23 protein-coding genes are annotated in these 22,353 nt (G+C 72.4%); 10 read left to right on the top strand and 13 right to left on the bottom strand.

What is annotated here, in order from left to right; translation table 11 throughout:
* Positions 1 to 16 precede the first annotated feature (16 nt).
* Genes BJ999_RS07495 through BJ999_RS07485 form a run of 3 tightly spaced genes read left to right on the top strand, consistent with a single transcriptional unit; the run spans position 17 to position 2,230 of the window.
* Positions 17 to 355, top strand: a complete 339-nt coding sequence (locus BJ999_RS07495; RefSeq protein WP_179832603.1) for a hydrogenase maturation nickel metallochaperone HypA/HybF — start codon at positions 17 to 19, stop codon at positions 353 to 355.
* The gene (gene hypB / locus BJ999_RS07490) at positions 348 to 1,136 is read left to right on the top strand and encodes a hydrogenase nickel incorporation protein HypB (protein ID WP_179832602.1); all 789 of its coding nucleotides are present in this window, start codon (positions 348 to 350) and stop codon (positions 1,134 to 1,136) included. Before BJ999_RS07495 ends, hypB begins: the two co-directional genes overlap by 8 nt.
* Before the next feature lie 56 nt (positions 1,137 to 1,192).
* Complete coding sequence (locus BJ999_RS07485) at positions 1,193 to 2,230, top strand: aldo/keto reductase (RefSeq protein WP_179832601.1); 1,038 nt, start codon at positions 1,193 to 1,195, stop codon at positions 2,228 to 2,230.
* A 60-nt stretch (positions 2,231 to 2,290) separates the two neighbouring features.
* Here the strand turns inward: BJ999_RS07485 and BJ999_RS07480 are convergent, their stop codons facing one another.
* The 6 genes from BJ999_RS07480 to BJ999_RS07455 all read right to left on the bottom strand — a co-directional run bounded on the left by BJ999_RS07480 (position 2,291) and on the right by BJ999_RS07455 (position 9,297).
* The gene (locus BJ999_RS07480) at positions 2,291 to 4,441 is read right to left on the bottom strand and encodes an acyl-CoA dehydrogenase family protein (protein ID WP_179832600.1); all 2,151 of its coding nucleotides are present in this window, start codon (positions 4,439 to 4,441) and stop codon (positions 2,291 to 2,293) included.
* Between the two features lie 78 nt (positions 4,442 to 4,519).
* Positions 4,520 to 5,257, bottom strand: coding sequence for a nucleotidyl cyclase domain-containing protein (locus BJ999_RS07475; protein WP_179832599.1), 738 nt, complete (start codon positions 5,255 to 5,257; stop codon positions 4,520 to 4,522).
* A gap of 195 nt (positions 5,258 to 5,452) precedes the next feature.
* On the bottom strand, positions 5,453 to 6,340 hold the full coding sequence (locus BJ999_RS07470) for a hypothetical protein (protein ID WP_179832598.1): 888 nt from the start codon (positions 6,338 to 6,340) through the stop codon (positions 5,453 to 5,455).
* A gap of 62 nt (positions 6,341 to 6,402) precedes the next feature.
* A complete protein-coding gene (locus BJ999_RS07465) occupies positions 6,403 to 7,311 on the bottom strand; it encodes a DUF5753 domain-containing protein (protein WP_179832597.1) in 909 nt (302 codons plus the stop codon).
* Entirely contained in the window at positions 7,308 to 8,135 is an 828-nt protein-coding gene (locus BJ999_RS07460; protein ID WP_179832596.1) for an SAM-dependent methyltransferase, read from the bottom strand. The genes BJ999_RS07465 and BJ999_RS07460 overlap by 4 nt, the downstream gene beginning before the upstream one ends.
* A 157-nt stretch (positions 8,136 to 8,292) precedes the next feature.
* Positions 8,293 to 9,297: an oxygenase MpaB family protein gene (locus BJ999_RS07455; protein ID WP_179832595.1), complete on the bottom strand. Its 1,005-nt coding sequence runs from the start codon at positions 9,295 to 9,297 to the stop codon at positions 8,293 to 8,295.
* A 110-nt stretch (positions 9,298 to 9,407) separates the two neighbouring features.
* Here BJ999_RS07455 and BJ999_RS07450 point away from each other — a divergent pair, with 110 nt between their 5' ends.
* Both BJ999_RS07450 and BJ999_RS07445 read left to right on the top strand, forming a co-directional pair.
* The gene (locus BJ999_RS07450; RefSeq protein WP_179832594.1) at positions 9,408 to 10,046 is read left to right on the top strand and encodes a TetR/AcrR family transcriptional regulator; all 639 of its coding nucleotides are present in this window, start codon (positions 9,408 to 9,410) and stop codon (positions 10,044 to 10,046) included.
* Between the two features lie 132 nt (positions 10,047 to 10,178).
* Positions 10,179 to 11,786 carry a peptide chain release factor 3 gene (locus BJ999_RS07445; RefSeq protein ID WP_179832593.1) on the top strand — a complete coding sequence of 536 codons (1,608 nt, stop codon included), beginning with the start codon at positions 10,179 to 10,181 and terminating at the stop codon, positions 11,784 to 11,786.
* Positions 11,787 to 11,820: 34 nt separating this feature from the next.
* Here the strand turns inward: BJ999_RS07445 and BJ999_RS41830 are convergent, their stop codons facing one another.
* Positions 11,821 to 12,336: a TetR/AcrR family transcriptional regulator gene (locus tag BJ999_RS41830; RefSeq protein WP_308427252.1), complete on the bottom strand. Its 516-nt coding sequence runs from the start codon at positions 12,334 to 12,336 to the stop codon at positions 11,821 to 11,823.
* Between BJ999_RS41830 and BJ999_RS07435 the strand changes: the two genes are divergently transcribed.
* From BJ999_RS07435 to BJ999_RS07415, 5 genes are all read left to right on the top strand, one after another.
* Positions 12,280 to 13,476 (top strand): MFS transporter, encoded by a 1,197-nt coding sequence (locus BJ999_RS07435; RefSeq protein WP_179832591.1) that lies wholly within the window; start codon positions 12,280 to 12,282, stop codon positions 13,474 to 13,476. The genes BJ999_RS41830 and BJ999_RS07435 overlap by 57 nt on opposite strands.
* A gap of 241 nt (positions 13,477 to 13,717) precedes the next feature.
* On the top strand, positions 13,718 to 14,740 hold the full coding sequence (locus BJ999_RS07430; protein ID WP_179832590.1) for a zinc-dependent alcohol dehydrogenase family protein: 1,023 nt from the start codon (positions 13,718 to 13,720) through the stop codon (positions 14,738 to 14,740).
* 289 nt (positions 14,741 to 15,029) lie between these two features.
* Positions 15,030 to 15,557: a COG4315 family predicted lipoprotein gene (locus BJ999_RS07425; protein WP_218934981.1), complete on the top strand. Its 528-nt coding sequence runs from the start codon at positions 15,030 to 15,032 to the stop codon at positions 15,555 to 15,557.
* Positions 15,547 to 16,050, top strand: coding sequence for a COG4315 family predicted lipoprotein (locus BJ999_RS07420; protein ID WP_218934980.1), 504 nt, complete (start codon positions 15,547 to 15,549; stop codon positions 16,048 to 16,050). Before BJ999_RS07425 ends, BJ999_RS07420 begins: the two co-directional genes overlap by 11 nt.
* Positions 16,047 to 16,526 (top strand): hypothetical protein, encoded by a 480-nt coding sequence (locus BJ999_RS07415; RefSeq protein ID WP_179832588.1) that lies wholly within the window; start codon positions 16,047 to 16,049, stop codon positions 16,524 to 16,526. Before BJ999_RS07420 ends, BJ999_RS07415 begins: the two co-directional genes overlap by 4 nt.
* Positions 16,527 to 16,534: 8 nt before the next feature.
* Here the strand turns inward: BJ999_RS07415 and BJ999_RS43975 are convergent, their stop codons facing one another.
* The 6 genes from BJ999_RS43975 to BJ999_RS07385 form a co-directional block, all read right to left on the bottom strand.
* Positions 16,535 to 17,110, bottom strand: coding sequence for an aminotransferase class V-fold PLP-dependent enzyme (locus BJ999_RS43975; RefSeq protein ID WP_420838223.1), 576 nt, complete (start codon positions 17,108 to 17,110; stop codon positions 16,535 to 16,537).
* A 345-nt stretch (positions 17,111 to 17,455) separates the two neighbouring features.
* Entirely contained in the window at positions 17,456 to 18,463 is a 1,008-nt protein-coding gene (locus BJ999_RS07405; RefSeq protein ID WP_179832587.1) for a hypothetical protein, read from the bottom strand.
* Between the two features lie 346 nt (positions 18,464 to 18,809).
* Entirely contained in the window at positions 18,810 to 19,559 is a 750-nt protein-coding gene (locus tag BJ999_RS07400) for an amino acid ABC transporter ATP-binding protein (RefSeq protein WP_179832586.1), read from the bottom strand.
* A complete protein-coding gene (locus tag BJ999_RS07395) occupies positions 19,556 to 20,464 on the bottom strand; it encodes an amino acid ABC transporter permease (protein ID WP_179832585.1) in 909 nt (302 codons plus the stop codon). Before BJ999_RS07395 ends, BJ999_RS07400 begins: the two co-directional genes overlap by 4 nt.
* Positions 20,425 to 21,279: an ABC transporter substrate-binding protein gene (locus BJ999_RS07390; RefSeq protein ID WP_229810277.1), complete on the bottom strand. Its 855-nt coding sequence runs from the start codon at positions 21,277 to 21,279 to the stop codon at positions 20,425 to 20,427. Before BJ999_RS07390 ends, BJ999_RS07395 begins: the two co-directional genes overlap by 40 nt.
* A gap of 49 nt (positions 21,280 to 21,328) precedes the next feature.
* Positions 21,329 to 22,159, bottom strand: a complete 831-nt coding sequence (locus BJ999_RS07385) for an SAM hydrolase/SAM-dependent halogenase family protein (protein WP_179832583.1) — start codon at positions 22,157 to 22,159, stop codon at positions 21,329 to 21,331.
* Positions 22,160 to 22,353 lie beyond the last annotated feature (194 nt).

The following is a 22,353-nucleotide window of genomic DNA, read 5'->3' as shown; positions in this document are numbered from 1 at the left end:
CGGGCCGGGAGGGCGCGTGCACGAATTGGCCGTGACGGAGAGCGTCATCGCGGCAATTTCTACCCAATTGCCCGATTCGCGGGTGGTGGTGGTGCACCTGGAAATTGGGAGACTTTCCGGAGTCATGCCGGACGCGGTGCGTTTCTGCTTCGAACTGGCCGGCGAGGGGACGTGCGTCGAGGGCGCGCGGCTCGACATCACCGAGCCGGAGGGCGTCGGCGACTGCGCCGACTGCGGTGTCTCGTTCCCGGCGCGCGACCCGCTCGCGATGTGCCCGTGCGGCAGCGCCGACGTGGTGATCAGCGGCGGCGCCGACCTGACGATCAAAGCGGTGGAGGTCGCCGACGATGTGTGAGACCTGCGGCTGCGACGGCGAGGACGCCGCGCGCCTGACGACCCTGACGGCCCCGGGGGACGCTCCCGGCCATGTCCACGTCCACGATCCCGTCCACGGACACGGGCATGGGCATGGGCACGAGGACGGGCACGTCGTGACGCTGGGCCAGAGGGTCCTGGCCCGCAACGACGACCTGGCCGGCCGGAACCGGGCGTGGCTGGCCGAACGCGGCATCGCCGCGCTCAACGTGATGAGCTCCCCCGGTTCGGGGAAGACGACGCTGCTGGCGCGCACCGTCGCCGACCTGAGCCCGGACCGCCCGATCTCGGTGATCGAGGGCGACCAGGAGACGCTGCTGGACGCGCGGCGCCTGGCCGCCGCCGGGGCCCGGACCGTCCAGGTCAACACGGGCGCCGGCTGCCATCTCGACGCCGCGATGGTGGCCGGCGCACTGGCCGCGCTGGCGCCGCCGGACGGCTCCACGGTGTTCGTCGAGAACGTCGGCAACCTCGTCTGCCCGGCGCTGTTCGACCTCGGCGAGCGTGCCCGCGTCGTGCTCATGTCCGTCACCGAGGGCGACGACAAACCGCTGAAGTACCCGCACATGTTCCGCGGCGCGGACGTCCTGCTGCTCAACAAGACCGACCTGCTGCCGCACGTCGACTTCGACATGGACGCCTGCCGGGACGCGGCCCGCCGGCTGTGCCCCGGGCTGTGCGTCCTGCCCGTCTCGGCGACCCGCGGCGACGGCCTGGACGCCTGGTACGACTGGCTCGACGAGGCGACGGCCGGGCCTTGACCTGGAGCGCGCTCCAGCACCTAGCGTTCTGCGCGAGCCACTGACGAGGAGCACGCATGCAGTACCGCAAGCTCGGCCGCACCGGCGTCGAGGTCAGCACCCAGACCCTGGGCGCGATGATGTTCGGCGCCGTCGGCAACCCCGACCACGGCGAGTCCGAGCGCATCGTCCACCGGGCGCTGGACGCCGGGATCAACTTCATCGACACCGCCGACATGTACTCGGCCGGGGAGAGCGAGGAGATCGTCGGGAAGGCCCTCAAGGGCCGCCGGGACGACGTCGTCCTCGCGTCCAAGTTCTTCTTCCCGCTCGGCGAGGAGCGCAACGCGCGGGGCGGCTCGCGGCGCTACATCGTCCGCGCCGTGGAGGACAGCCTGCGCCGCCTCGGCACCGACCGCATCGACCTGTACCAGATGCACCGCCGCGACTGGGAGACCGACCTCGAGGAGACCCTGGACGCGCTGACCGACCTCGTCCGCCAGGGCAAGGTGCTCTACGTCGGGTCGTCGTCCTTCCCCGCCGACTGGATCGTCGAGGCCCAGTGGGCCGCCGAGCGCCGGGGCGGCGTCCGGTTCGTCTGCGAGCAGCCGCAGTACTCGATCTTCGCGCGGTCGATCGAGGAGTCGATGCTGCCCGCGGCGCGGCGGCACGGCATGGGCGTCATCCCGTGGAGCCCGCTCGCCGGCGGCTGGCTCACCGGCAAGTACCGGCGCGGTGAGCAGGCCCCCGAGGGCGCCCGCTTCGCGCCCTCGGACAACCCGGCATGGCGGGGCCGCACGGTCGACACCGACCCCAGCGTCTCGGCGCGCTACGACGCCGTGGAGCGCCTCACCAAGATCGCCGAGCAGGCGGGCCTCTCGCTGACCCATCTGGCCCTCGGGTTCGTCGCCGAGCACCCGGCCATCACCTCGACGATCATCGGACCGAAGACGATGGCGCAACTGGAGGACCTGCTCGGCGCCGCCGACGTCCGGCTCGACGCCGCCACCCTCGACGCCATCGACGAGGTCGTCCCGCCCGGCACCGACATGGCCGGCATCAGGCACATGACCGGCAACCCGTCCCTGGACGCGGAGAACCGCCGCCGGTCCTGAGCCGCCGGTCCCGGAAGGCCCCGGCCCCGGCGCGGCCGCGCCGGGGCCGGCCGCCCGCCCCTACCGGATCAGCGGGTCGCGGGGCAGGCCGAGGATGCGCTCGGCGATCTGGTTGCGGGTGATCTCGGAGGTGCCGCCCGCGATCGACATGCCGCGGGACCCGAGGCGCATCAGGCCCGCGGCCTGCCCGAGGCCCTCGGTGAACGCGGTCTCGGGCCCGGCGAACTCGGCGAGGAGTGCGGCGGTGGCGTGGCCGTGCTCGGCGAGGACGAGCTTGGTGATGTTGCCCTCGGGGCCCGGCTCGCCGCCCGCGACCGCGCGCTCGGCGGACCGCAGGTTGAGCAGGCGCAGGGCCTGCTCCTCGGCGGCGTGGGCGCCGACGCGCTCGGCCGCCGCCGGGACGCGGTCGCCGCGCTCGGCGTAGAGCCGGAACACGTCGGGTCCGGGCGGGCCCCCGACGCCGCCGCCGATGCTGACCCGCTCGTTGCCGAGGGTGGCGCGGGCGACCGTCCACCCCTGGTTGGGGTTCCCGACGACGTCGGCGTCGGGGACGAGGACGTCGGAGAAGAACACCTCGTTGAAGTCGGAGGTGCCGGTCGTCTGGCGCAGCGGCCGGACCTCCACACCGGGGTGGTGCATGTCGACGACGACCATCGTGACGCCGGAGTGCTTCGGCGCGTCGGGGTCGGTGCGGACGGTGGCGAAGCCCCAGCGGCAGTACTGGGCGCCGCTCGTCCACACCTTCTGGCCGTTGACCAGCCAGCCGCCGTCCACCTTGACGGCGCGGGTCCTGACGGCCGCCGCGTCCGACCCCGCGTCGGGCTCGCTGAACAGCTGGCACCAGACCTCCTCGCCGGTGAGCGCCGGGCGCACCCACCGGTCGATCTGGTCCTGGGTGCCGTGCTGGACGAGCGTGAGGATCACCCAGCTCGTGATGCCGAGCTGGGGGCGCTTCACGCCCGCGGCGCGGAACTCGTCCTCGATGACCAGTTGCAGCCCGGCGCTCGCCTCCACGCCCCAGGGGCGCGGCCAGTGCGGCTGGACGTAACCGGTCTCGATGAGCCTCTCGCGCTGCTCGGCCCGGGGCAGCGCGGCGATCTCCCGGGCCAGCCCGCGGATCTCCGCGCGCCGCGCCTCGGCCTCGGGCGGCAGGTCGAGGCTCGCCTCCCGGACGACCCCGGCCGCCCGCAGCCGGGTCACGTCCCGCTCCGCGCCGTGCGGGCCGGCGACGGCCTCCAGCGTCGCGGCCCGGCGCAGCAGCAGGTGCGCGTCGTGCTCCCAGGTGAAGCCGATGCCGCCGTGCACCTGGATGTTCAGGCCCGCGTTGGAGGTGAAGGCGGGCAGGGCGAGCGCCGCCGCCACGGCCGCGGCCAGCTCGAACTGGTCGGACGGACCGGACGCGGCCCGCGCCGCGTCCCACACCGCGGCCGTGGCCAGCTCCGCGGCGACGAGCATGTTCGCGCAGTGGTGCTTGACCGCCTGGAACGTCGCGATCGGCCGCCCGAACTGCTGCCGCACCTTGGCGTACGCGGTGGCGGTCTCGACGCACTCCAGCGCGCCGCCGACCGCCTCGGCGGACATCAGCGTCCGGGCGACGGCGGTCGCGTGCGCGCGGGCCCCGGCGAGGACCTCCACGGCGGCGCCGTCCAGCCTCACGCGCGCGGAGCGGCGGGACGGGTCCAGGTTGCCGGGCACCTCGACCGCGACGCCCGGCGCGCCGGCCCGCACGACGACCATGTCGTCACCGGCGGGCAGGACGAGCAGTTCCGCGAGGCCGCCGCCCAGCACGACGCCCGCGTCCCCGGTGGCGGCGCCGCCGGCCACGGTGAGCGCGCCGTCCAGCCCGAGGGCCGCCGGGGTCGCGCCCGACGCGAGGCCGGGCAGGAGCCGGCCCCGCTGCTCCCCGTCCCCCGACGCGGCGAGCACCGCGGACGCGATCATCGTCGGCAGCATCGGGCCGGGCGCGGCGGCGCGGCCGAGCTCCTCGGCGACCACGACCAGCTCCGGCAGGCCCGCGCCCCCGCCGCCGTGCTCCTCGGGAAGGTGCAGTCCGAGCAGTCCCAGCGCGGCGAACTCCGCCCAGAAGGCGGGCAGGGGCTCCTTCTCGGCGTCCAGCAGCGCGCGGTTGCCCGCCCGCGCCTCCTGGTCGCGCAGGAACGAGCGCGCCGTCCGTGCCAGCTCGCGGTGTTCGTCGCTGATGGCGATCGCCATGGCCCCTCCAAGCTTCCGTCCCGGCCAGAACACCAGAATGGCATTCGGTTACCCTCCGAGGCGAGGGGTGAGGCCCGATCAGCCGGCGACCCGGGTCGGGTGCGAGCCGTGCCGCGCGGGTCCGGGCGGCGGCGCGAGATACAGCCACGCGCTCGCGCGCGTCTGCTTGACGTCGACGTCGATCAGTTCGAAGTCCTTGCCGTCGATCAGCCGGTATCCGGTGGCCGCCTCGTAGACGTTGGGAGAGACCGCGAGCGCGAAGTCGGCGTCCTCGTCGTCGAGGCGCCGCTTCATGGCGGGCGCGTCCAGCATCCGGAACAGCAGGTTGACCGTGTCGCCGGCCACTCCGTACCTGTCATGGTGCAGGAATCCCGCGTGCAGGGCGGCCCGCAGCCGCAGCCGCGCCGAGGGGACGGCGGTCGCGTTGTGGTCCTGGACGCCTTCCCGGATGTTCCCGAAAAGGGCCGGAAGGACGGTGTCGAGGCTGGCCTGTGCGCGCAGCACCATCAGGAGCCCGTCACCCCGGTCCTCCAGCCGGCTGCCGCGCCGCCCGATGCGCGCCGCGGCGAGCGCCTCGTCGACGATCCGGTACATGACCGCGCGCAGGTGGATCTGCGTGGCCTCGTCCCGGCTGGTGAAGCGGGCGATGTCCAGGGCGAGGACGACCCGGCAGCGGGGCCGCGCGCCGCTGCCGCGCCGGGAGGCGAGGCGGCGGTACAGCCGGCGTGCGATGCACCGCCCCGCTCCGCGCCGCCGGGACGTGCCGAGAAAGAGCGCTTCGACGATGGGATCGTCGCTCTGGAAGTGGGGCGCCATTGCCGTACTTCTCCTCCACGAAGATCGATCGCTTCTGTCAGCGATCACCTGACTCTTTCGCGCGCTTAGTCAGTTCCGTGGCACTTCATCCAAAAAAGACCGGCAGTGGCGCTTGCGATACGTCAGGGAACGGCGCGGAACACAGGCGAATGCGCGGGATCACATCCCGTTTAGCCTATTCGTCCGGCATTCCGGTTAGTTGTCCGGTGCGCTCGCCGGGCGCGGCGGGGCGGCGCCCGGTAAGGCCCCGCAGGAGCGGAACGCGCGCGCCGCCTCCTCGTCGCCGTACCGCCCGGCCGCGTACGCCAGGGCCCGCGCGTGCGCCCGCGCGAGCCGCCGGTCGACCTCCCCGTCGTCCGCGGGCAGCAGGTCCGAGGCGGCGCTCTGGCCCGCCGCGGTGGCGTTCACCAGGTAGGCCGCCGCCTTGTGGCCGTGGCCCGTTCCGCAGGCGAGGAGCACCGCGATCTCGTACACGGCGTCCCGGTCCCCTCGCTCCCCCCGCGCCGCCAGGGCCGAGGCGTACGGGCCGTGCGCGTCGAGCACCGCGCGCTCGCCCGGTTCGAGCCGCACCGGATCGGCCGTGCGGACCCGCCGCGCGTCAGGGCCCTCACCGGACGCGGCGCGGTCGCGCGCGCCCTCCTCCGCCTTCGCCTCCCTGAGCAGGCGGTGCCATTCCTCCAGGCCGGCCGCGCCCGGGTCCTCGGTCAGGCCGCCGTTCTCCCGGCCGCACCGCTGCAGGGCAAGGACGATCACCGCCAGCATCCCCGCGGACGGGAGCCGGACGCCGTTGACGACCTGGTTCAGCGTGGAACGCGCGACGCTCGTCGGCAGCGTGCTGCGCCCGCCCATGAGCGGATAGAACTCCTCCAGGTCTTCGACGATCTGGTTCACGACCGTCGGCTTGGGCGATCCGGCCCGGGCGTAGAGCTCCTTGATCCGGTGCCTGAACACCCGGAGAGCGGAGGCTTCGGGCTGCTCGTCGGGCATCGCGTCCTCGTTCTCTCCGCCGCCCGCCCGGAGGGCCCCGGCCGGGGTGACAGGAGTGGACCGCCGGGACGGGACGGCGCGCGTGGTGCTCGCCATCGATCGCGGGACACGATGTCACAGCGCGACGGCGGGAGTCTGCGTCATAAGACACGGCCCCGTCACAATGCGGAGATCATTTCTTTCAGGATGAGCGGCGTGCGGGCCGGCGACGGCGCCCGTGTGGCCAGCACGTTCATGGCGTGCCGATGGTGATCTCGTTCGCAGGACCGGTCCGGATAGATGGCGTTGTCCAGCTGTTCGAGATAGACGACGTCCGCCAGATCATCGTGGGGAAGCCGAAGCAGCGTCATGGCGCCGCCCAGTGCGACATGACCGGCACTCGCGAGCGGCAGGATCTGGAGCGTGACGTTCGGAAGCTCGCACAGCTCCAGCAGATGCTCGATCTGCCGGAACATCGTCGCCCGCCCGCCGACCGGGCGGCGCAGCGCCGTCTCGTCGAGGACGGTCCACACGCTGGCGGGCGAGGCCCGGTGCAGGACGTCCTGCCGCCGCAGCCGCAGCCGCACGCGCCCGTCGACCTCCTCGGCGGGGCCCGCGCCCCAGGCCGACGCGAGCTGGGCCCGGGCGTACTCGGCGGTCTGGAGCAGGTCGGGGACGTACCGGACGGCGTAGCAGCGGATGACGGCGGCGATCTGCTCCGCCCCGACGTAGGGCAGGAACCAGTCGGGGATGAACCTGCGGTACGGCTGCCACCAGCCGGGACGGTGGGACTGCCGCGCCAGCTCCAGCAGCGCGACCCGGGTCGCATGCTCCCGCACCCCATACAGCTCGCACAGCGCCAGCACGTCGTCGATCCCGCAGCGCGTGACGCCGGACTCCAGGGCGGCCAGCCTGGCGTCGGAGCCGAGGGCCCGCGACGCGGCCCGCGCGCTCAGCCCGCGCCGTGCGCGCAGCCTCCGCAGGTGGGCCGCCAGCACCAGCCTCGGCATCGTCGGCCCCGCCGACGCGTCGGCGCCCAGCCCGGCCGCCAGCGCGGCGCCGATCCGTCCCGCCGGGACGATGCTCATGACCCGGCGGGCTTGCGCGCGACGCCGCAGAACTGGTCCATTTCCTCGGGCTCCCCGAACGGCGTCGCCTCCGGACGCCATCGGGTGCAGGAAACGACGCCGGGTTCGACGAGCTCCAGCCCCCGGAACAGATTCTCGATCTGCCGGGGCGTGCGGTGAATGCCGGGCGGCTTGCCGAACCTGTTCCACTCCCGGATCGCCGCCGCCATCCTCTCACCGGTGATCTCGATCGTCGGATGTGCGATGGCGAGGTAACTGCCGGGCGCCGTTCCCGCCATCAGCCTGCGGACGATGTCGAGCGCCTCGGCATCGTCGGTGATGTGCCACAGCACGCCGAGCATCGTGATCGCGACCGGCTCGGTGAGGTCGAGCGTCGCCCGGGCGCCGCGCAGGACGGTCTCCGCCTCGCGCAGGTCGGCGTCCAGGTAGTCGGTGGCGCCCTCGGGAGTACTGGTCAGCAGGGCCCTCGCGTGCGCCAGTACCAGCGGGTCGTTGTCGACGTAGACGACCCTCGCGTCCGGCGCCACGCGCTGGGCGACCTCGTGGGTGTTGTCGGCGGTGGGCAGCCCCGTCCCGATGTCGAGGAACTGCCGGACGCCCGCCTCGCCGGCCAGAAAGCGCACCGCCCTGCCGAGGAAGAGCCGGTCGGCGCGGGCCTGCTCCACGATGTCGGGCAGCACCGCCGCTATCTGGTCGCCGAGCTCGCGATCGACCGCGTAGTTCTCTTTGCCGCCCAGCCAGTAATCCCAGATCCGCGCCGAATGCGACACCGTGGTGTCGATCTCTGGGACCGGGGGTGGATGCGGCGCTCGCGAGTCGTCCAAGACCTGCCCCTCCTCCCCGGTGGACACAGCGCCTTCCACCCTAGGTCTCGGATCGGCCTTTCTCCTGGCCCATTGAGGCCATCACGAAATTGAACCGCGACATTGGGCGAGATCAACCGAAACCGAAGGCGATTATTCGCCGGCACCATTCGGCGGGTCAGGCGGTGGCCTCGACCTCCGCGCGCGACAGCACCGGGTCGGGCGCGTCCGGCGCGGTGGAGGCGACCGGCGCCGACACCCCCGCCGCGACCCTGGCCCGCGCCTGGCGGAACTCCGGCAGCGGGCCGGTGGCGTCGTGCAGGGCGTTGAGGACGACCCACAGCGTCGTCCGGCGCAGCCGCAGCGTGACCGGGTTGGGCGGCTGGTAGAGGGCGAGCTTCCGCGCCCACTCCGGCAGCATGTCGCGGGCCGCCCAGTCCATGAACGGGCTGCCGGGCTCCCACGGCTTGGTCTTGCTGTCGCGCAGGTTGGGCCCGGTCCCGAACGCCTTGATCGGGGTGATCGCGAGGCGCGGCAGGTACGCCTCCAGGCACTCGGCGACCTCCGCCTTGGTGGCGGGCAGGTCCGTCCCGCCGAGGGCCTCGCCTACGCGGACGAACTCGCGGTAGTAGCGCTCCAGGTCGTCGCCCTTGAGCGGACGGCGGTGGTAGCGCTCGTGCGCGGTCGCCAGCCCCCACACCACCGTCGCGTAGTTCCAGCGCAGCCAGTCGGGGTCGTCGGCGTCGTAGGCCAGGCCGTCCGGGCGGGTGCCCTTCACCGTGTGGTGCATCGCGCGGACGGTCCGGGCGAGGCGCTCGGCGGTCGCGGTGGAGCCGTAGGCCGTCCCGACGAAGAACGAGAGGGAGTGCCCGAGCCGCACCGCCGCGCCCTCGGGGTCGATGCCGCCGGTCGGGACGCCGTCGACGCGCTCGGGGATGCGGGAGTGGTCGTAGGCCATCCAGCTGATGCTCGGGTCCAGGCCCTCGATGTAGGCGGCCCCGACCAGCCCGAGCAGCAGGGTCGGCAGATGCGAGTGGACGTACCAGACCGCGCTGCCGGGCCCGAACCAGCCGGGGTCCCCCTCCGGACCGGCGAACTCCAGCCCCCGGAAGAACCGGGAGCGGATCTCGGCGTCGAAGGCCCGCTCGAACCGCGCCGCGATGATGTTGGTCCTCGATGACATGCCGCACTCCCGGGCCATTCTGGTGACAAGTGTATCCAGAGTAAGTGTCTGGGTACACCCGTGTCCAGACTTGGAGGGCCCGGCGGCCCGGCGGGGGTAGGGTGACGGGCATGGCGAGCACGCGCACGGCCGCGGTCACGCGGTGGGCCGGCGTCCCCGCGAGCCGGCGCCGCGACGAGCGGCGCGCCATGCTCGTCCGGGCCGCGTTCCGGCTGTTCGGCGAGGAGGGCGAGGCCGCCCTCACCGTCCGCGCCGTCTGCCGCGAGGCCGAGCTGCACACGCGTTACTTCTACGAGAACTTCGCCGACACCGGCGCCCTGCTCGCCGCCGTCTACGACCGGGAGGCCGCCGCCCTCGGCGAGGTCCTCGCCCGCGCCCTGGACGAGGCGGGCCCCCACCCCGACGTCCGCACCCGTGCCGGCATCCGCGGCGTGCTGAGCTTCATCAGCGAAGACCCCCGCCGGGGCCGCGTCCTGTTCGCCGAGGCGCGCGGCAACGAGGTGCTGGCCGAGCGCCGCCGCGCCGCGCAGACCGCCCTCCTGGAGGGCGTCCTCGCGATGAGCCGCGCCGAGAGCCCGCCGCTTCCCGTCGTCGTCGCCGCCACGATGTTCACCGGCGCGATGACCGAGCTGGCCCAGCAGTGGGCCGACGGCCGCCTGGGCGACGACCTCGACGCCGTCGTCGACAGCGCCGTCGAACTCTCGCTCGCCCTCCACGCCACGACCGCCCCCCACCTCCCCTCCGGGTAGGGGCGCGGGCGCGGGCCCGTCAGGTGTGCCGGAGCGAAGAGCCGGTCCAGGACGGTCGGCAGGTCGCGCATCTCTTCGAGGGTGAAATCGACCCTAGAGTATGCGGGGAAGGTAGTCGGAGAGGGGAGCGCGGTGAGCGCCGGAATCGGCACGGCGGAGGACGTTGCGGCGGAGGCGGCGCGGCGCCGGACGTTCGCGGTGATCAGCCACCCGGACGCGGGCAAGTCCACGCTGACCGAGGCCCTGGCCCTGCACGCCCAGGCGATCGAGCAGGCGGGCGCGGTGCACGGCAAGGCCGGGCGGCGGGGCGTGCGCTCGGACTGGATGGACATGGAGCGCTCCCGCGGCATCTCCATCACCTCCTCGGTGCTGCGGTTCGAGTTCGGCGACGCCCTCCTGAACCTGCTCGACACCCCGGGCCACGCGGACTTCTCCGAGGACACCTACCGGGTGCTGGCGGCCGTCGACGGGGCGATCATGCTGCTGGACTCGGCCAAGGGCCTGGAGGCGCAGACGCTCAAGCTGTTCGACGTGTGCCGCCACCGCGGCATCCCCGTCATCACGTTCGTCAACAAGTGGGACCGGCCGGGACGCGAGCCGCTGGAACTGCTGGACGAGGTCGAGCAGCGCATCGGCCTGCACCCGGCGCCGCTGAACTGGCCGGTCGGGATCGCCGGGGACTTCCGCGGCCTGATCGACCGCGCCGACGGCTCCTACACCCGGTTCCGCCGCACCCCCGGCGGCGCCACCCGGGCGGCCGCCGAACACGTCCCCGCCGACCGGGCCGCCGCCGAGGAGGGCCAGGCGTGGGTGACCGCGAACGAGGAGCTGGCGCTGCTGGAGGAGATCGGCGCCGTCCTCGACATGGAGGCCTTCGCCGCCGGCGCCTCCACCCCCGTCCTGTTCGGCGCCGCGCTGCCCAACTTCGGCGTGAGCGCGCTGCTGGACACCGTGCGCCGCCTGGCGCCCGCGCCGTCCGCGCGCACCGACGCCCAGGGCCACGCGCGCCCGGTGACGGCGCCGTTCTCCGGGCAGGTGTTCAAGGTGCAGGCGGGCATGGACCGGGCCCACCGCGACCGGCTGGCCTTCATCCGCGTCTGCTCGGGCCGGTTCGAGCGCGGCGCGACCCTCACCCACGCCCCGACCGGGCGTCCGCTGGCGACCAAGTACGCCCAGACGGTCTTCGGCCGCGACCGCTCCACCCTGGACGCCGCCTACCCCGGGGACGTGATCGGGCTGCCCAACGCCTCCGGCCTGACCGTCGGCGACACCCTGTACACCAGGACGCCCGTGACGTTCCCGCCGATCCCGGCGTTCGCCCCGGAGCACTTCATGGTGGCGAGGGTCAAGGACAACAGCCGGGCCAAGCAGTTCCGCCGCGGCATCGACCAGCTCGACAGCGAGGGCGTCGTGCAGGTCCTGCGCAGCGACCTGCGCGGCGACCAGGCTCCCGTCCTGGCCGCGGTCGGCCCGCTCCAGTTCGACGTGTTCACCGCACGGATGGCCGACGAGTTCGGCGCGCCGGTCGAGTTGTCCCGCCTCGACTACACCACCGCCCGCATCACCGACAAGGAGTCCGCCGAGACGCTCAACGGGCGCCGCGGCATCGAGGTGCTGACCCGCACCCTCGACGGCTCGTACATCGCGGTCTTCATCGACAAATGGCGAGTACGCGCCATCGAACGCGAATACCCCGACCTCACCCTCACCCCCATGCTCGCCGCCGGCGTCCCGGACTGACCCGCGACGACGCGACCGCCCGCGCCGCCTCGGGCTACCCGTCTCCGTAGAGGGCGGCGATCGCGGAGACGATGCGGTCGCGCGCCGCCTCCGGAGCGGTGAGCCCGATCAGGACGTAGTACGCCAGGCCCTCGGCGAGCGCGACGAGGTCGACGCCCGCGCCGCCGGGCTCCACTCTCCCGGGCAGGAGTCCGGTCTCCCGGTCTCTGCGAAGGAGCCCCGCGACCTGCCCGTGGAAGCGCTCGTAGTCCGCCCGCATGCGCCGCGCGATCGCCTCGTCCGTGAGGGCCAGAGCGGTGAAGGACTGGCGGACGCGCAGATGCGCCCGCGTCTCGGCGTCGTGGGCGATGAGCTCGGTCAGGACGACGGTGAGCACGGTGCGCGGCGCGGCGCCTTCGAGATCCCCGCCCACGAGCGCCCTGATGCGGGCGCCGCTCAGCTCGTTGCCGCGCTCGAACGCGGCCTCGACGAGCTCGCCCTTGGTGGGGAAGTAGTGCTGGACGCGTCCCGTCGACACCCCCGCCCGCGCCGCGACCTCGGTCAGCGACACGGCCGGCAGCCCGCGCTCGGCGACGACCGCCAGGACCGCGTCGGCGATCTCCTGCCGCCGCACCTCGGCGCGGCCGTCCTCGCTCCGGCGACCCTGACCGTCCTCACCACCTCCTTCCCCGAGGGCCCCCGGCGCACCCGCGCCCTCGCCGCCTGGACGGCGGTGAGCCTCGCGGGCGGCGCGGCGGGCAACCTCGTCGGCGGTGTCCTCACGCAGTCCCTGTCCTGGCGCTGGATCCTGCTGGTCAACGTCCCGATCGGCGCGATCGCGCTCACCCTGACCGGCCGCCTGCCCGGCTCGGGCCGGGCCGGGCGCGCCGCCCGGCTCGACCTTCCGGGCGCCGCGTCGGTCACCGCCGGCCTGGCCCTGCTCGCCTACGGCGTCATGCAGGCCGAACCGCGCGGCTGGGACGACCCGGTGACCGCGTCCGTCCTCGCCACCGCGGTCCTCCTGCTCGCCGCCTTCGTCCTCATCGAGACGCGCCTGGCCCGCGATCCGCTGATCCCGCCGCGGCTGTTCCGCCTGCGAGCCGTCTCCGCCGGCAACGCGGTCATGCTGCTGGCCGGCGCCTGCTTCCAGGTGCCGATGTGGTACTTCCTGACCCTCTACATGCAGGACGTCCTGAACTACACCGCGCTGCAGACCGGCCTCGGCTTCCTTCCGCACACCCTGCTCACGACGGCCGTCGGCCTGCGCGTCACGCCGTGGCTCATGAAGCGCGTCGACGACCGGGCCCTCGTCATCGCCGGCGCCCTGCTCGCCGCCGCCAGCTTCCTCTGGCAGAGCCGCCTCACCGCCGACGGCGACTACCTCTCCGCCGTGCTCGGCCCGGCGGTCCTGGTCTCCGTCGGCGGCGGACTGCTGAACACTCCCCTGACCACCACCGTCACCTCGGGCGTGCCCGGACGCGACGCCGGCGCGGCCTCCGGCTTGATGAACACCGCCAAACAGGTCGGCGGCGCCCTCGGCCTGGCCGCCCTCACCGCCGCCACCGCAGGCCACGCCGCCGGCCCGCCATCCCTGGCGCACGCCTACGGCAACGCCTTCCTGATCATGGCGATCATGATGTCCGCCATCGCCGCCGCCTCTCTCGCCCTCCCACCCAGACGCGACACCCCCGAGACCGGCCCGCCCCGCTGAGGGCTTCGTCCCCCGAGGTGCCGTAGGAGGGCGGCCCGGCCTGCCGCGGGCTGATCCCGGCCCTGCGGGAGGTCAGGGACTCGCGGATCTTGCTGCGGTCGTCCACCTTCTCCTGTCTAGAGGGCCTTACCTCGGGTAGGGACGCCGTCTCAGCACACCCTTCACCCGTGCCTGTCCGCCGCGCCGACCGACGGCTTCGCCGGGTTCCCAGACCGAATATCGCACCGAACGAAGGAGCATCATGCGCGCTGCCGTCCTGCACGCTCCGGGAGAAGTCCGGGTGGAGGAGATCGACGACCCGGAGATCATCGAGCCGACCGACGCGGTCATCCGGCTGACGGCGACCTGCGTGTGCGGCTCGGACCTGTGGCCCTACCGCGGCGTCGAATCCGTGGACGGGCCCGTCCCGATGGGGCACGAGTACGTCGGCGTGGTCGAGGAGGTCGGCGACCAGGTCAGGACCGTCAAGCCGGGCCAGTTCGTCGTGGGCTCGTTCGTGGCCTCCGACGGCACCTGCGAGATCTGCCGCGCGGGCTATCCCTCGTCCTGCGTCCACCGCGTGTTCATGTCCCAGATCGGCACCCAGTCCGAGCGCGCCCGGATCCCGTGGGCCGACGGCACCCTGGTCGCCACCCCCGATCTCCCCGACCTCGACCTGGTCCCCAGCCTTCTGGCGGCTTCGGACGTCCTCGGCACCGGCTGGTTCGGCGCGGTGGCCGCCGAGGCCGGCCCCGGCAGGACGGTCGCCGTCGTGGGCGACGGCGCGGTCGGACTGCTGGCGGTGCTGGCCGCCGGGCGGCTGGGCGCCGAGCGGATCATCGCCATGAGCCGCCACGAGGCGCGCCAGAAGCTGGCCGCCGACTTCGGCGCCACCGACATCGTCACCGAGCGCGGCGACGAGGGCGTGGCGAGGATCAAGGAGCTGACCGGCGGGCTGGGCGCGCACTCGGTCGTCGAGGCGGTCGGCACCCAGGAGTCGATGCAGCAGGCCATCGGCTCCGCCCGCGCGGGCGGCCACGTCGGCTTCGTGGGCGTCAGCCACGACGTCGCCCTCAGCGGAGAGGACCTCTTCTTCTCCCAGGTCCACCTGCACGGCGGGCCCGCCCCGGTGCGCCGCTTCCTGCCCGAGCTGATCGACCTGATCTGGCAGCGGAAGATCGACCCGGGCAGGGTCTTCGACCTCAGCCTCCCCCTGGACCAGGCCGCCGAGGCCTACAGGGCGATGGACGAGCGCCGCGCCGTCAAGGCCCTCCTCAGCGTGTGAACGGACACCGACGGACAGGACGCACAGCGGCCGGCGGCTCCCTGCCGCAATGGGCGCGTCAACAGGCATGCAGGATCGGAAAAGTCCGGTTCATGGCTGGGAAGGGACAGTTCGCTTCCCAGCCGCGCGGGTATGCGGCGCCGAGAGAGGTACCGGCCGTCCGGTATCGCACTCCGGGAGGAGGGCACGCATGTTTCGTGTACATCCGGTCAGCACGGTCCGTTCATCCGACCCGGTCGGCGTCCCGCGGCGCCGTCGGTCGCGGATCCCGGCGCCGGCGTGGCCGCTGGTGGTCTCCGCGGCTGCCGTGGTCGCGGTCGCCGGATGCGGCGGCGGGTCGAGCGACTCGTCCAACCAGAAGACGTCGCCCGCGCCCCCGCCGTCGCCCTCGGCCACCGCCACCGCCACCGGTGGCGGCGCGCCCGGTGCGACGACCAAGACGGCGAACGTGGGGCAACTGGGTCAGATCGTGGTCGACGGCCAGGCCCGGACGGTGTACCTGTTCCAGAAGGACACGGGGACCACGTCGTCCTGCTCCGGGTCGTGCGCGGCGGTGTGGCCACCGGTCACGACCAACGGAAAGCCTCAGGCCGGTTCAGGTACGGACGCGGCGAAGCTGGGCACCACCAAGCGGAGCGACGGCACGACCGAGGTCACCTACAGCGGGCATCCTCTCTACTATTACGCGCCCGACGGCACCAGCAGCGGCAGCGCCAAGGGACAGGGCCTCAACCAGTTCGGCGCCAAGTGGTACGTGCTGTCCCCGTCCGGTGCTCCGGTGACGAAGCAGCCGTCGGGTGGCGGTGGTGGCTACTGAGATGCGCCGTCCCCGGACGGCGCGGTTCGGCGGGAGGCTTCTCGCCGCTTCGCTCGCGGCGACGGCGCTCGCCGGTTGCACGACCGCGACCAACTCGCAGAGTCCCGGCCGGACGCAGATCAGTTCGGCCCAGGCGCCGCACCTCGGGCAGATCCTGGTGAACGGGACGGGACGAACGCTGTACCTGTTCGTCGCCGACCCACCGAACCAGTCGACCTGCTCGGGGGCTTGCGCGAGCATCTGGCCACCGGCGACCACCCAGGGCGCCCCGACCACGGCCGGGAGCGCCCAGCAGTCCCAGATCGCCTCGATCAGCCGCCCCGACGGGCCCCCGCAGATCGTCTACGGGGGCCACCCGCTGTACTACTACCAGGCCGACACCGGACGCGGCGACACCCGCGGCCAGGCCCTCACCCAGTTCGGCGCCGAATGGTACGCCGTCTCGCCTCAGGGCCAGCAGGTCCAGAGCGGAACGAGCGCGGGGTCACCATGAGCAATGCGCTGCGCTATCTGGGCGTGCTGCTGCTGTTCGGCATCGGCGCGGTCCATCTCTACGAGTACTTCGCGGACCACTACCGCGTCGTCCCGGTCATCGGCGTGCTGTTCGTGCTCAACTTCGCCGGCGCGGTGGTGCTGGCGCTCGCCCTGGCCGGTCCGCTGAGGTCCCTGCCCGGCCTCTCCTCCGTGCCGGTCGTCGGTCGCGCACCCCACGCGCTCGTGGCGCTCGGAGCGATCGTCTTCTCGCTGGGAACCCTCATCGGTCTTCTGATCAGTGAGCAGGGCGCGCTGTTCGGGTTCCACGAATACGGCTACCGGACCACCGTCATGCTCGCGCTCGGCCTGGAGTCCGGCGTCGTCGTCGTGCTCAGCGCCTTTCTGGCACTCGAAGCACGCCGGCTGCGTCCCCCTCCCGGAGCGGGCGGAAGCCGAGCGTCTCGGCGCGACCAGCATGTCCCACCCCATCGATGAGACTGCGCTCATGAGGGGCCGCGGCCCAAGCGCGTGAAGCGGCGCGTCGGCGGTTTCGGTGAAGCCCGGCCAACCGGCCTCTGCACGCCGAGCTCAGACCAGGGCCGCGATGGCGGCGTCGACGTCGGCCTCGGTCGTGTAGAGGTGGAAGGCCAGGCGCGCCATGCCCTTGCGGACGGATGCCCGGATGCCGGCCGCAGAAGGCGGTACCGCGCGGGCACATCAGCCACTTGTAGGCCGAGACGGCGAGGACGTCGAAAGGCGTCGCGTCGACCGGGAGCCGGCCGACCGCCTGGGTGGCGTCGCCGACGAACGAGAGCGCCGTGCGCCCGCGCCGCCGCGACGACCTCGTCGACGGCGGCGGCCTCGCCCGTCGCGGACTGGACCAGGCTGAAGGCGACCGCGTCCGTGCGCTCGTCGATCGCGCCGGGCAGGTCGGCCGGCGGCACCGTGCGCACGTCGAGATCCTGCACGAGCCAGGGGAACAGGTTCGACGTCTGCTCGATGTCGGGGACCACGACGCGCGAGCCGGGCGGCAGTGAGGCGGCGACCGGCGCCAGCACCTGCGAGGCGGAGGCGCCCACGGCCACGTCGTCGGCCGCGACGCCGACCAGGCGCGCGAAGGCGCCGCGCGCACGGCCGGTGGACCGGTCCCACTTGTCCCAGCCGTTGGCCCGCGACGCTACTCCCCCAGCGCGCCCTGCAGCGCCTCGACCGCCGGTTCCGGCGGTATGCCGTAGCTCGCGGTGTTCAGCCATCCCGGCTCCGGGTCCCACATGCGTACCGCTTCGCCCAGGTTCACCCTGGTGAGCCTGGAGCCCGTGCGCGAACGAATGTGGGGAGGGGCGGCGGCCCCTCCCCACTGGTGGTGATTGTTCCAGGTTGCGGGCCGCGGCACATGTGTCGCGGCCCGCCTGGCCGGTGTGCCCTCAGGCGGGCCTTTCCCTCTCCTTGGAGAAGGACCGGTCCCCCTCCTTGAAGCCGAACGAGTCGTCCCGCTCGAACACTTCGATGATCGGGTTCTTCGCGGCGACGATCGCCGCGAGGAGGACCAGGGCCATTCCGCCCCAGCCCCAGCTGTCGGGAGCCTGCACCGCGCTCAGCACGCCGGCGAGGGCCCCGAAGAAGCCGACGAGAGTGCCCATCAGACTGTCGAACAGATAGAACACGCCCGACGCGTCTTCTGAGATCTTGTCGGCCACCCAGGCGCCGATGAGCGTCGGCACCGCGAAGGACAGGATGCCGGCGATGGAGCCCAGCATGAGCACCTTCCCCGACAGCTCGGAGAACCCTCCGCCGAGGACGAAGCTCATTCCCCACACCGCGAGAGCGGTGAAGGGAACCGCGAACAGGTCCGCGACCGCCAGGATCCTGAGCCTCTCGTTCAGCGAGTAGCGGTCGTTGTAGACGCAGCTGAGATAGTTCCAGAACGACCACGCCCCGAGCACGCCGCACGCGATTCCGAAAACGGTCTCCTTGTCGAAGTGCCTGAACTCGCCAAGGGGGTTGTTGACGGCCATGACTCCCGCGAACGCGACGACGCGAAGCGCGATGTTCAGGGCCGCGTTCCGAAGAACACGCTTCGGCATCTCGCTGCGATGCCGCAGGACCGTCCACAGGTTGCTGCCCTTGCAGCACAACGGTCCCAGGGCGGACATGGTGATGATCGTCCCCATGCCCAGGGTCTGGGCACCGTACGGATACGCCGCGTTGAGCACCAGGATGCCGGCCGCGAGGCGCAGGACGATCACACGGTCGTAGGCCGTGAGCGATCGGACCGGAAGCAGGCTTCGGGTCTTCACCATCACGCAGCCCGCGAGCACGAGGGCCCCGACCGCGCCCGTGACCAGTCCGCTGGCGAGCGGATCGGCCAGTGTGTTGAAAGCCCAGCCGATCTGCTGGATCAACAATTCGAAGAGTACGACGACGCCGTACACGATTTCTCCTTTGAGACACCCCCCGCCCTGAGGACGGAGGTGGCTGTGGTCCGCGGACCACGGCGTGTTCTGGCAGACCGCGCCAGGACACGCCGGAGTTCCGCGGAACCCGAACATGTCCCGGCACATGAGCCGGAACAGTGATGACCGTGCGGAGGAAAGCAGCGGGCGCATCGCGGAGGACGAAGAAAAGACGCAGATCACACGGTCGGCGCAGAGCCGCCCGGGGTCATGAACGTGAAAAGGCGGCACCCTCGTTCACACGAGGATGCCGCCTGGTACAGCGGTGAAAGAGTTCGGCGGCCGGCCATCCGGATCCGCCGCGCCCGTCCCGGGCGCCGAGGGTTCAGAGGCGGCGGGACTCCAGGACGCGGCTCAGGAACTCGCGGGTGCGCGGCTCGGTGGGCTCTTCGAAGATCTGCTCGGCCGGGCCGCGCTCCAGCAGGACGCCGTCATGGAGGAAGCACACGGTGTCGGCGATGTCGCGGGCGAAGCCCATCTCGTGCGTGGCCAGGATCATCGTCATTCCGGAGTCCTTGAGCTCCCGGATGATGCCCATGACCTCGGTGACGAGTTCGGGGTCGAGCGCGGAGGTCACCTCGTCCAGCAGGAGCAGGCTCGGACGGGTGGCCATGGCCCGGATGATCGCGACCCGCTGCTGCTGGCCGCCCGACAGCCGGTCGGGGTACTCGCCGGCCCTGTTCGCCAGGCCGAACCGTTTGAGCAGCTCGTGCGCCTGATCGGTGGCCTCCGCCTTCGGTCGCTTGTGGACGCGGATGGGCGCGAGGGTGATGTTGTCCAGCACCGACATGTGCGGGAACAGGTTGTACGACTGGAACACCATCCCGATCCGCTTGCGGACCTCGTCGGGGTCCGCGCCGGGGTCGGTGATGTCGTCGTCCTCCAGGAAGATCGCGCCGTCGTCGACGGTCTCCAGGACGTTCACGCAGCGCAGCAGCGTCGACTTGCCCGATCCGGAGGCGCCGATGAGGCAGACCACCTCGTGCGGCGCGACGTCCAGATCGACGCCGCGCAGCACGGGGTGGGCGTGGTAGGTCTTCCACACGCCCTGGATGCGCACCAGCGGTGTGCTCATCGGCCGCCTCCGGGAGCGCGGCGGCGTTCGGCGCGCGCCGCGAGATGGTCGGTGAACCGGGCCATCGGCACCGTCAGCGCGACGAACAGCACCGCCGTGGCCAGGTAGGGGGTGTAGTTGAAGGTCTCGGCCGAGTGGATCTGCGCCTGACGCAGCGCCTCCAGCGGGCCGAGCACCGCGACCAGCGCGGTGTCCTTCTGCAGCGAGGCGAAGTCGTTGAGCAGCGGCGGGACGACCCGGCGCACCGCCTGCGGCAGCACCACGTACCGCAGGCTCTGGGCCTTGCTGAGGCCGAGCGATCGGGCCGCGGCGCGCTGGCTGGGGTGGATGGAGTCGATCCCCGCCCGGAACACCTCCGCGACATAGGCCCCGTAGGAGAGGACGAGCGCGAACCCTCCCAGCACCGCCGGGCTCTCGGGGACGCCCTGCAACCGCAGCGCCGGGAGCCCGAACCCGACCAGGTACACCAGCAGGATCGTCGGAATGCCGCGGAACACGTCGGTGTAGGCGACGGCCAGCGCCCGCAGCGGGAACAGCAGCGGGGTCCGCAGCCCCCGCGCGAGCGCCACCAGCAGCCCCAGCACCAGGATCGCCACCTCGGCGATCAGGAAGATCCGCACGTTCAACCAGAAGCCGCGCAGCACGTCCGGGAACGCGCCGGTGAGCTCGCCCCAGTTGAAGAACGTCTCGTGCACGCGCGGCCAGCCCGGCGACCCCACGACCACGACCACCAGGACCGCGACGCACAGCACCGTCGAGGCCGCGGCCACCGACCCGGAGCGGACGTCGGCGCGGCGGCGCCGGCGCTCCCGTTCGCGCTGCCGCTCGCTCTTGACCCAGGCGGTCTGGCCGCCCGCCTGCGCGGTCACTTCAGGACGGGCGCGCCGGCCGACGCGGTCAGCCATTGCTGCTGGATCTTCGCCAGCTCACCGGAGGACTTCAGCTGCCCGATCGCCTGGTTGAGGCAGCCGGCGAGCCCGCTGCCCCGCTCCATGAGCAACCCGAAGTGCTCGGCGGAGCCGCCCTGCGACTGCGGCAGCTGACCGACGATCTTGGAGTCGTCGATCTGCGCGGCGGTGACGTAGAAGGCGGTCGGCAGGTCGACCACCAGCACGTCCACCTGCTTGTTCTTCAGCGCGTTCACCGCGTCGATCTGCGTGTTGAAGATCTTCGGCTCGTCGGCGGGCTTGATCTGGTTCTTCACTGCCTGCAGCGACGTCGTCCCGACCTGGACCGCGATGCGCGCCTTGCCCAGCTCCGCGACGGACTTGGCGTTCTCGAACTTGCCACCCTTGAGCGTCACGATGCCCTGCTGCACGTCGTAGTAGCCGTCGCTGAACGCGACCGCCTTCTCGCGTGCCGGGGTGACGGAGATCTGGTTGATGTCGAAGTCGAAGGTTTTCGGCCCCGGGGCGTACGACGACTCGAACGACTGGGTCTTCCAGACCACCTGGTCCTTGGTGAAGCCGAGCTTCCCGGCGACCGCGTAGGCGACGGCGCCCTCGTAGCCCTGCCCGTTGGACGGGTCGTCGTCCTTGAACCACGGTTCGAACGCCGGCTTGTCGGTCGCGACGGTGAGCTTGCCGGGGGACTTCAGCGGCAGTTTGTCCTTGGCGCAGGAGGCGGGACTCTTGCTCGCCGAGGCGTTGGATTCTTCGTCCTGCGGAGCGCAGGCGCTGACGGCGAGGGCGAGCGCGGCGGCGCCGGCGAGCGTTGCCACGAGGGGACGGCGGGTCACAGGAGATGCCTCCGGCGGTGAGGGTTGCGGATCATGGATGCGGCACCGCGCGCAGAGTGAGGGTCCGCGCGCCGGCCAGGCCGAGGACTTCGATGGCGCGTCCCTGGTTGACGCCCAGGGCGAGCCATCCGGACGAGTCGGTCCACAGCAGCGGCTCCCCGACCGCGACGCTGCCGAAGGTGAGCTGGAACGGGACGCGGATCGTCCGGGACGGTGCGTCTGCAACGTTCCACTCCACGTCGAGAGGGGTGCCCGGCTCCAGCGTGCCGAACGCCGCCGCCAGGTCGCCGCGCTCCGCGCCCAGCACCTGGCTTCCGAACCGGTCGGTGTACAGCACGGGAACGGTCAGCTCGCCGGGCCGGATCACCGGGGGCGGGACGTCCAGCGGCAGCGGCTCGACGGACGCACCGAGATCCGCCGCGTCCACCCCCGCCGCGACGTGCGCGGCCGCGGGAGCGAACACGTCACGCCCGTGGAACGACGTCGAGACCCCCGGAAGCCGGTAGGCCGGGTTCTCCAGCGCATACGCCCCGGCGATCCCGCCCAGCGCCTCCGCCGCCGGCACCAGCAGCCCGTTGTCGGGCCCGACCAGCACGTCACCGCGGCCCGTCACGATCGCCAGGGGCCGGCGCGACGTGCCCACCCCCGGATCCACGATCCCGACGTGCACGCCCACCGGCAGGTACGGCAGCGCCTGCCGCAGCAGCATCGCCCCCTCCCGCACGTCGAACGGCGTGATCTCATCGCTGAGCACCAGCACGTTCGCGTCCGGAGCGATCCCGTACACCACCCCCGCGCAGATCGCCGTGTACGCCGCACCGAAGTCGGTCGCCAGGCTGACGAACGGACGACTTTGCGGCATGGGAGACCTCATGAAACGGAAGGGATGGGTGGTACAGAAGTGAAAATCCTACCAAGTCGATAGATTAGCCACCCCCACCGCCTCCCGCTCAGCAAGCCCGACCTCCGTCCCACAATGTGAGACGACCGTCTTGCCACCGAACTCCAGCACACGGCGCACCGAAGCAGATGAGCCCCGCCCCGCAGAAGCCCGAC

It is taken from the genome of Actinomadura citrea (genome assembly GCF_013409045.1).
GTDB classification, from domain to species: domain Bacteria; phylum Actinomycetota; class Actinomycetes; order Streptosporangiales; family Streptosporangiaceae; genus Spirillospora; species Spirillospora citrea.
The sequence above is the reverse complement of the archived record's forward strand: the minus strand, read 5'-3'. Positions and strand labels throughout refer to the sequence as shown.

Coding starts and splice junctions, on each gene's coding strand:
- hypB (WP_179832602.1), top strand. CDS start 348: ATGTGTGAGACCTGCGGCTGCGACGGCGAGGACGCCGCGCGCCTGACG.
- BJ999_RS07485 (WP_179832601.1), top strand. CDS start 1,193: ATGCAGTACCGCAAGCTCGGCCGCACCGGCGTCGAGGTCAGCACCCAG.
- BJ999_RS07480 (WP_179832600.1), bottom strand. CDS start 4,441: ATGGCGATCGCCATCAGCGACGAACACCGCGAGCTGGCACGGACGGCG.
- BJ999_RS07475 (WP_179832599.1), bottom strand. CDS start 5,257: ATGGCGCCCCACTTCCAGAGCGACGATCCCATCGTCGAAGCGCTCTTT.
- BJ999_RS07470 (WP_179832598.1), bottom strand. CDS start 6,340: ATGGCGAGCACCACGCGCGCCGTCCCGTCCCGGCGGTCCACTCCTGTC.
- BJ999_RS07465 (WP_179832597.1), bottom strand. CDS start 7,311: ATGAGCATCGTCCCGGCGGGACGGATCGGCGCCGCGCTGGCGGCCGGG.
- BJ999_RS07455 (WP_179832595.1), bottom strand. CDS start 9,297: ATGTCATCGAGGACCAACATCATCGCGGCGCGGTTCGAGCGGGCCTTC.
- BJ999_RS07450 (WP_179832594.1), top strand. CDS start 9,408: ATGGCGAGCACGCGCACGGCCGCGGTCACGCGGTGGGCCGGCGTCCCC.
- BJ999_RS07430 (WP_179832590.1), top strand. CDS start 13,718: ATGCGCGCTGCCGTCCTGCACGCTCCGGGAGAAGTCCGGGTGGAGGAG.
- BJ999_RS07415 (WP_179832588.1), top strand. CDS start 16,047: ATGAGCAATGCGCTGCGCTATCTGGGCGTGCTGCTGCTGTTCGGCATC.
- BJ999_RS07400 (WP_179832586.1), bottom strand. CDS start 19,559: ATGAGCACACCGCTGGTGCGCATCCAGGGCGTGTGGAAGACCTACCAC.
- BJ999_RS07395 (WP_179832585.1), bottom strand. CDS start 20,464: ATGGCTGACCGCGTCGGCCGGCGCGCCCGTCCTGAAGTGACCGCGCAG.
- BJ999_RS07385 (WP_179832583.1), bottom strand. CDS start 22,159: ATGCCGCAAAGTCGTCCGTTCGTCAGCCTGGCGACCGACTTCGGTGCG.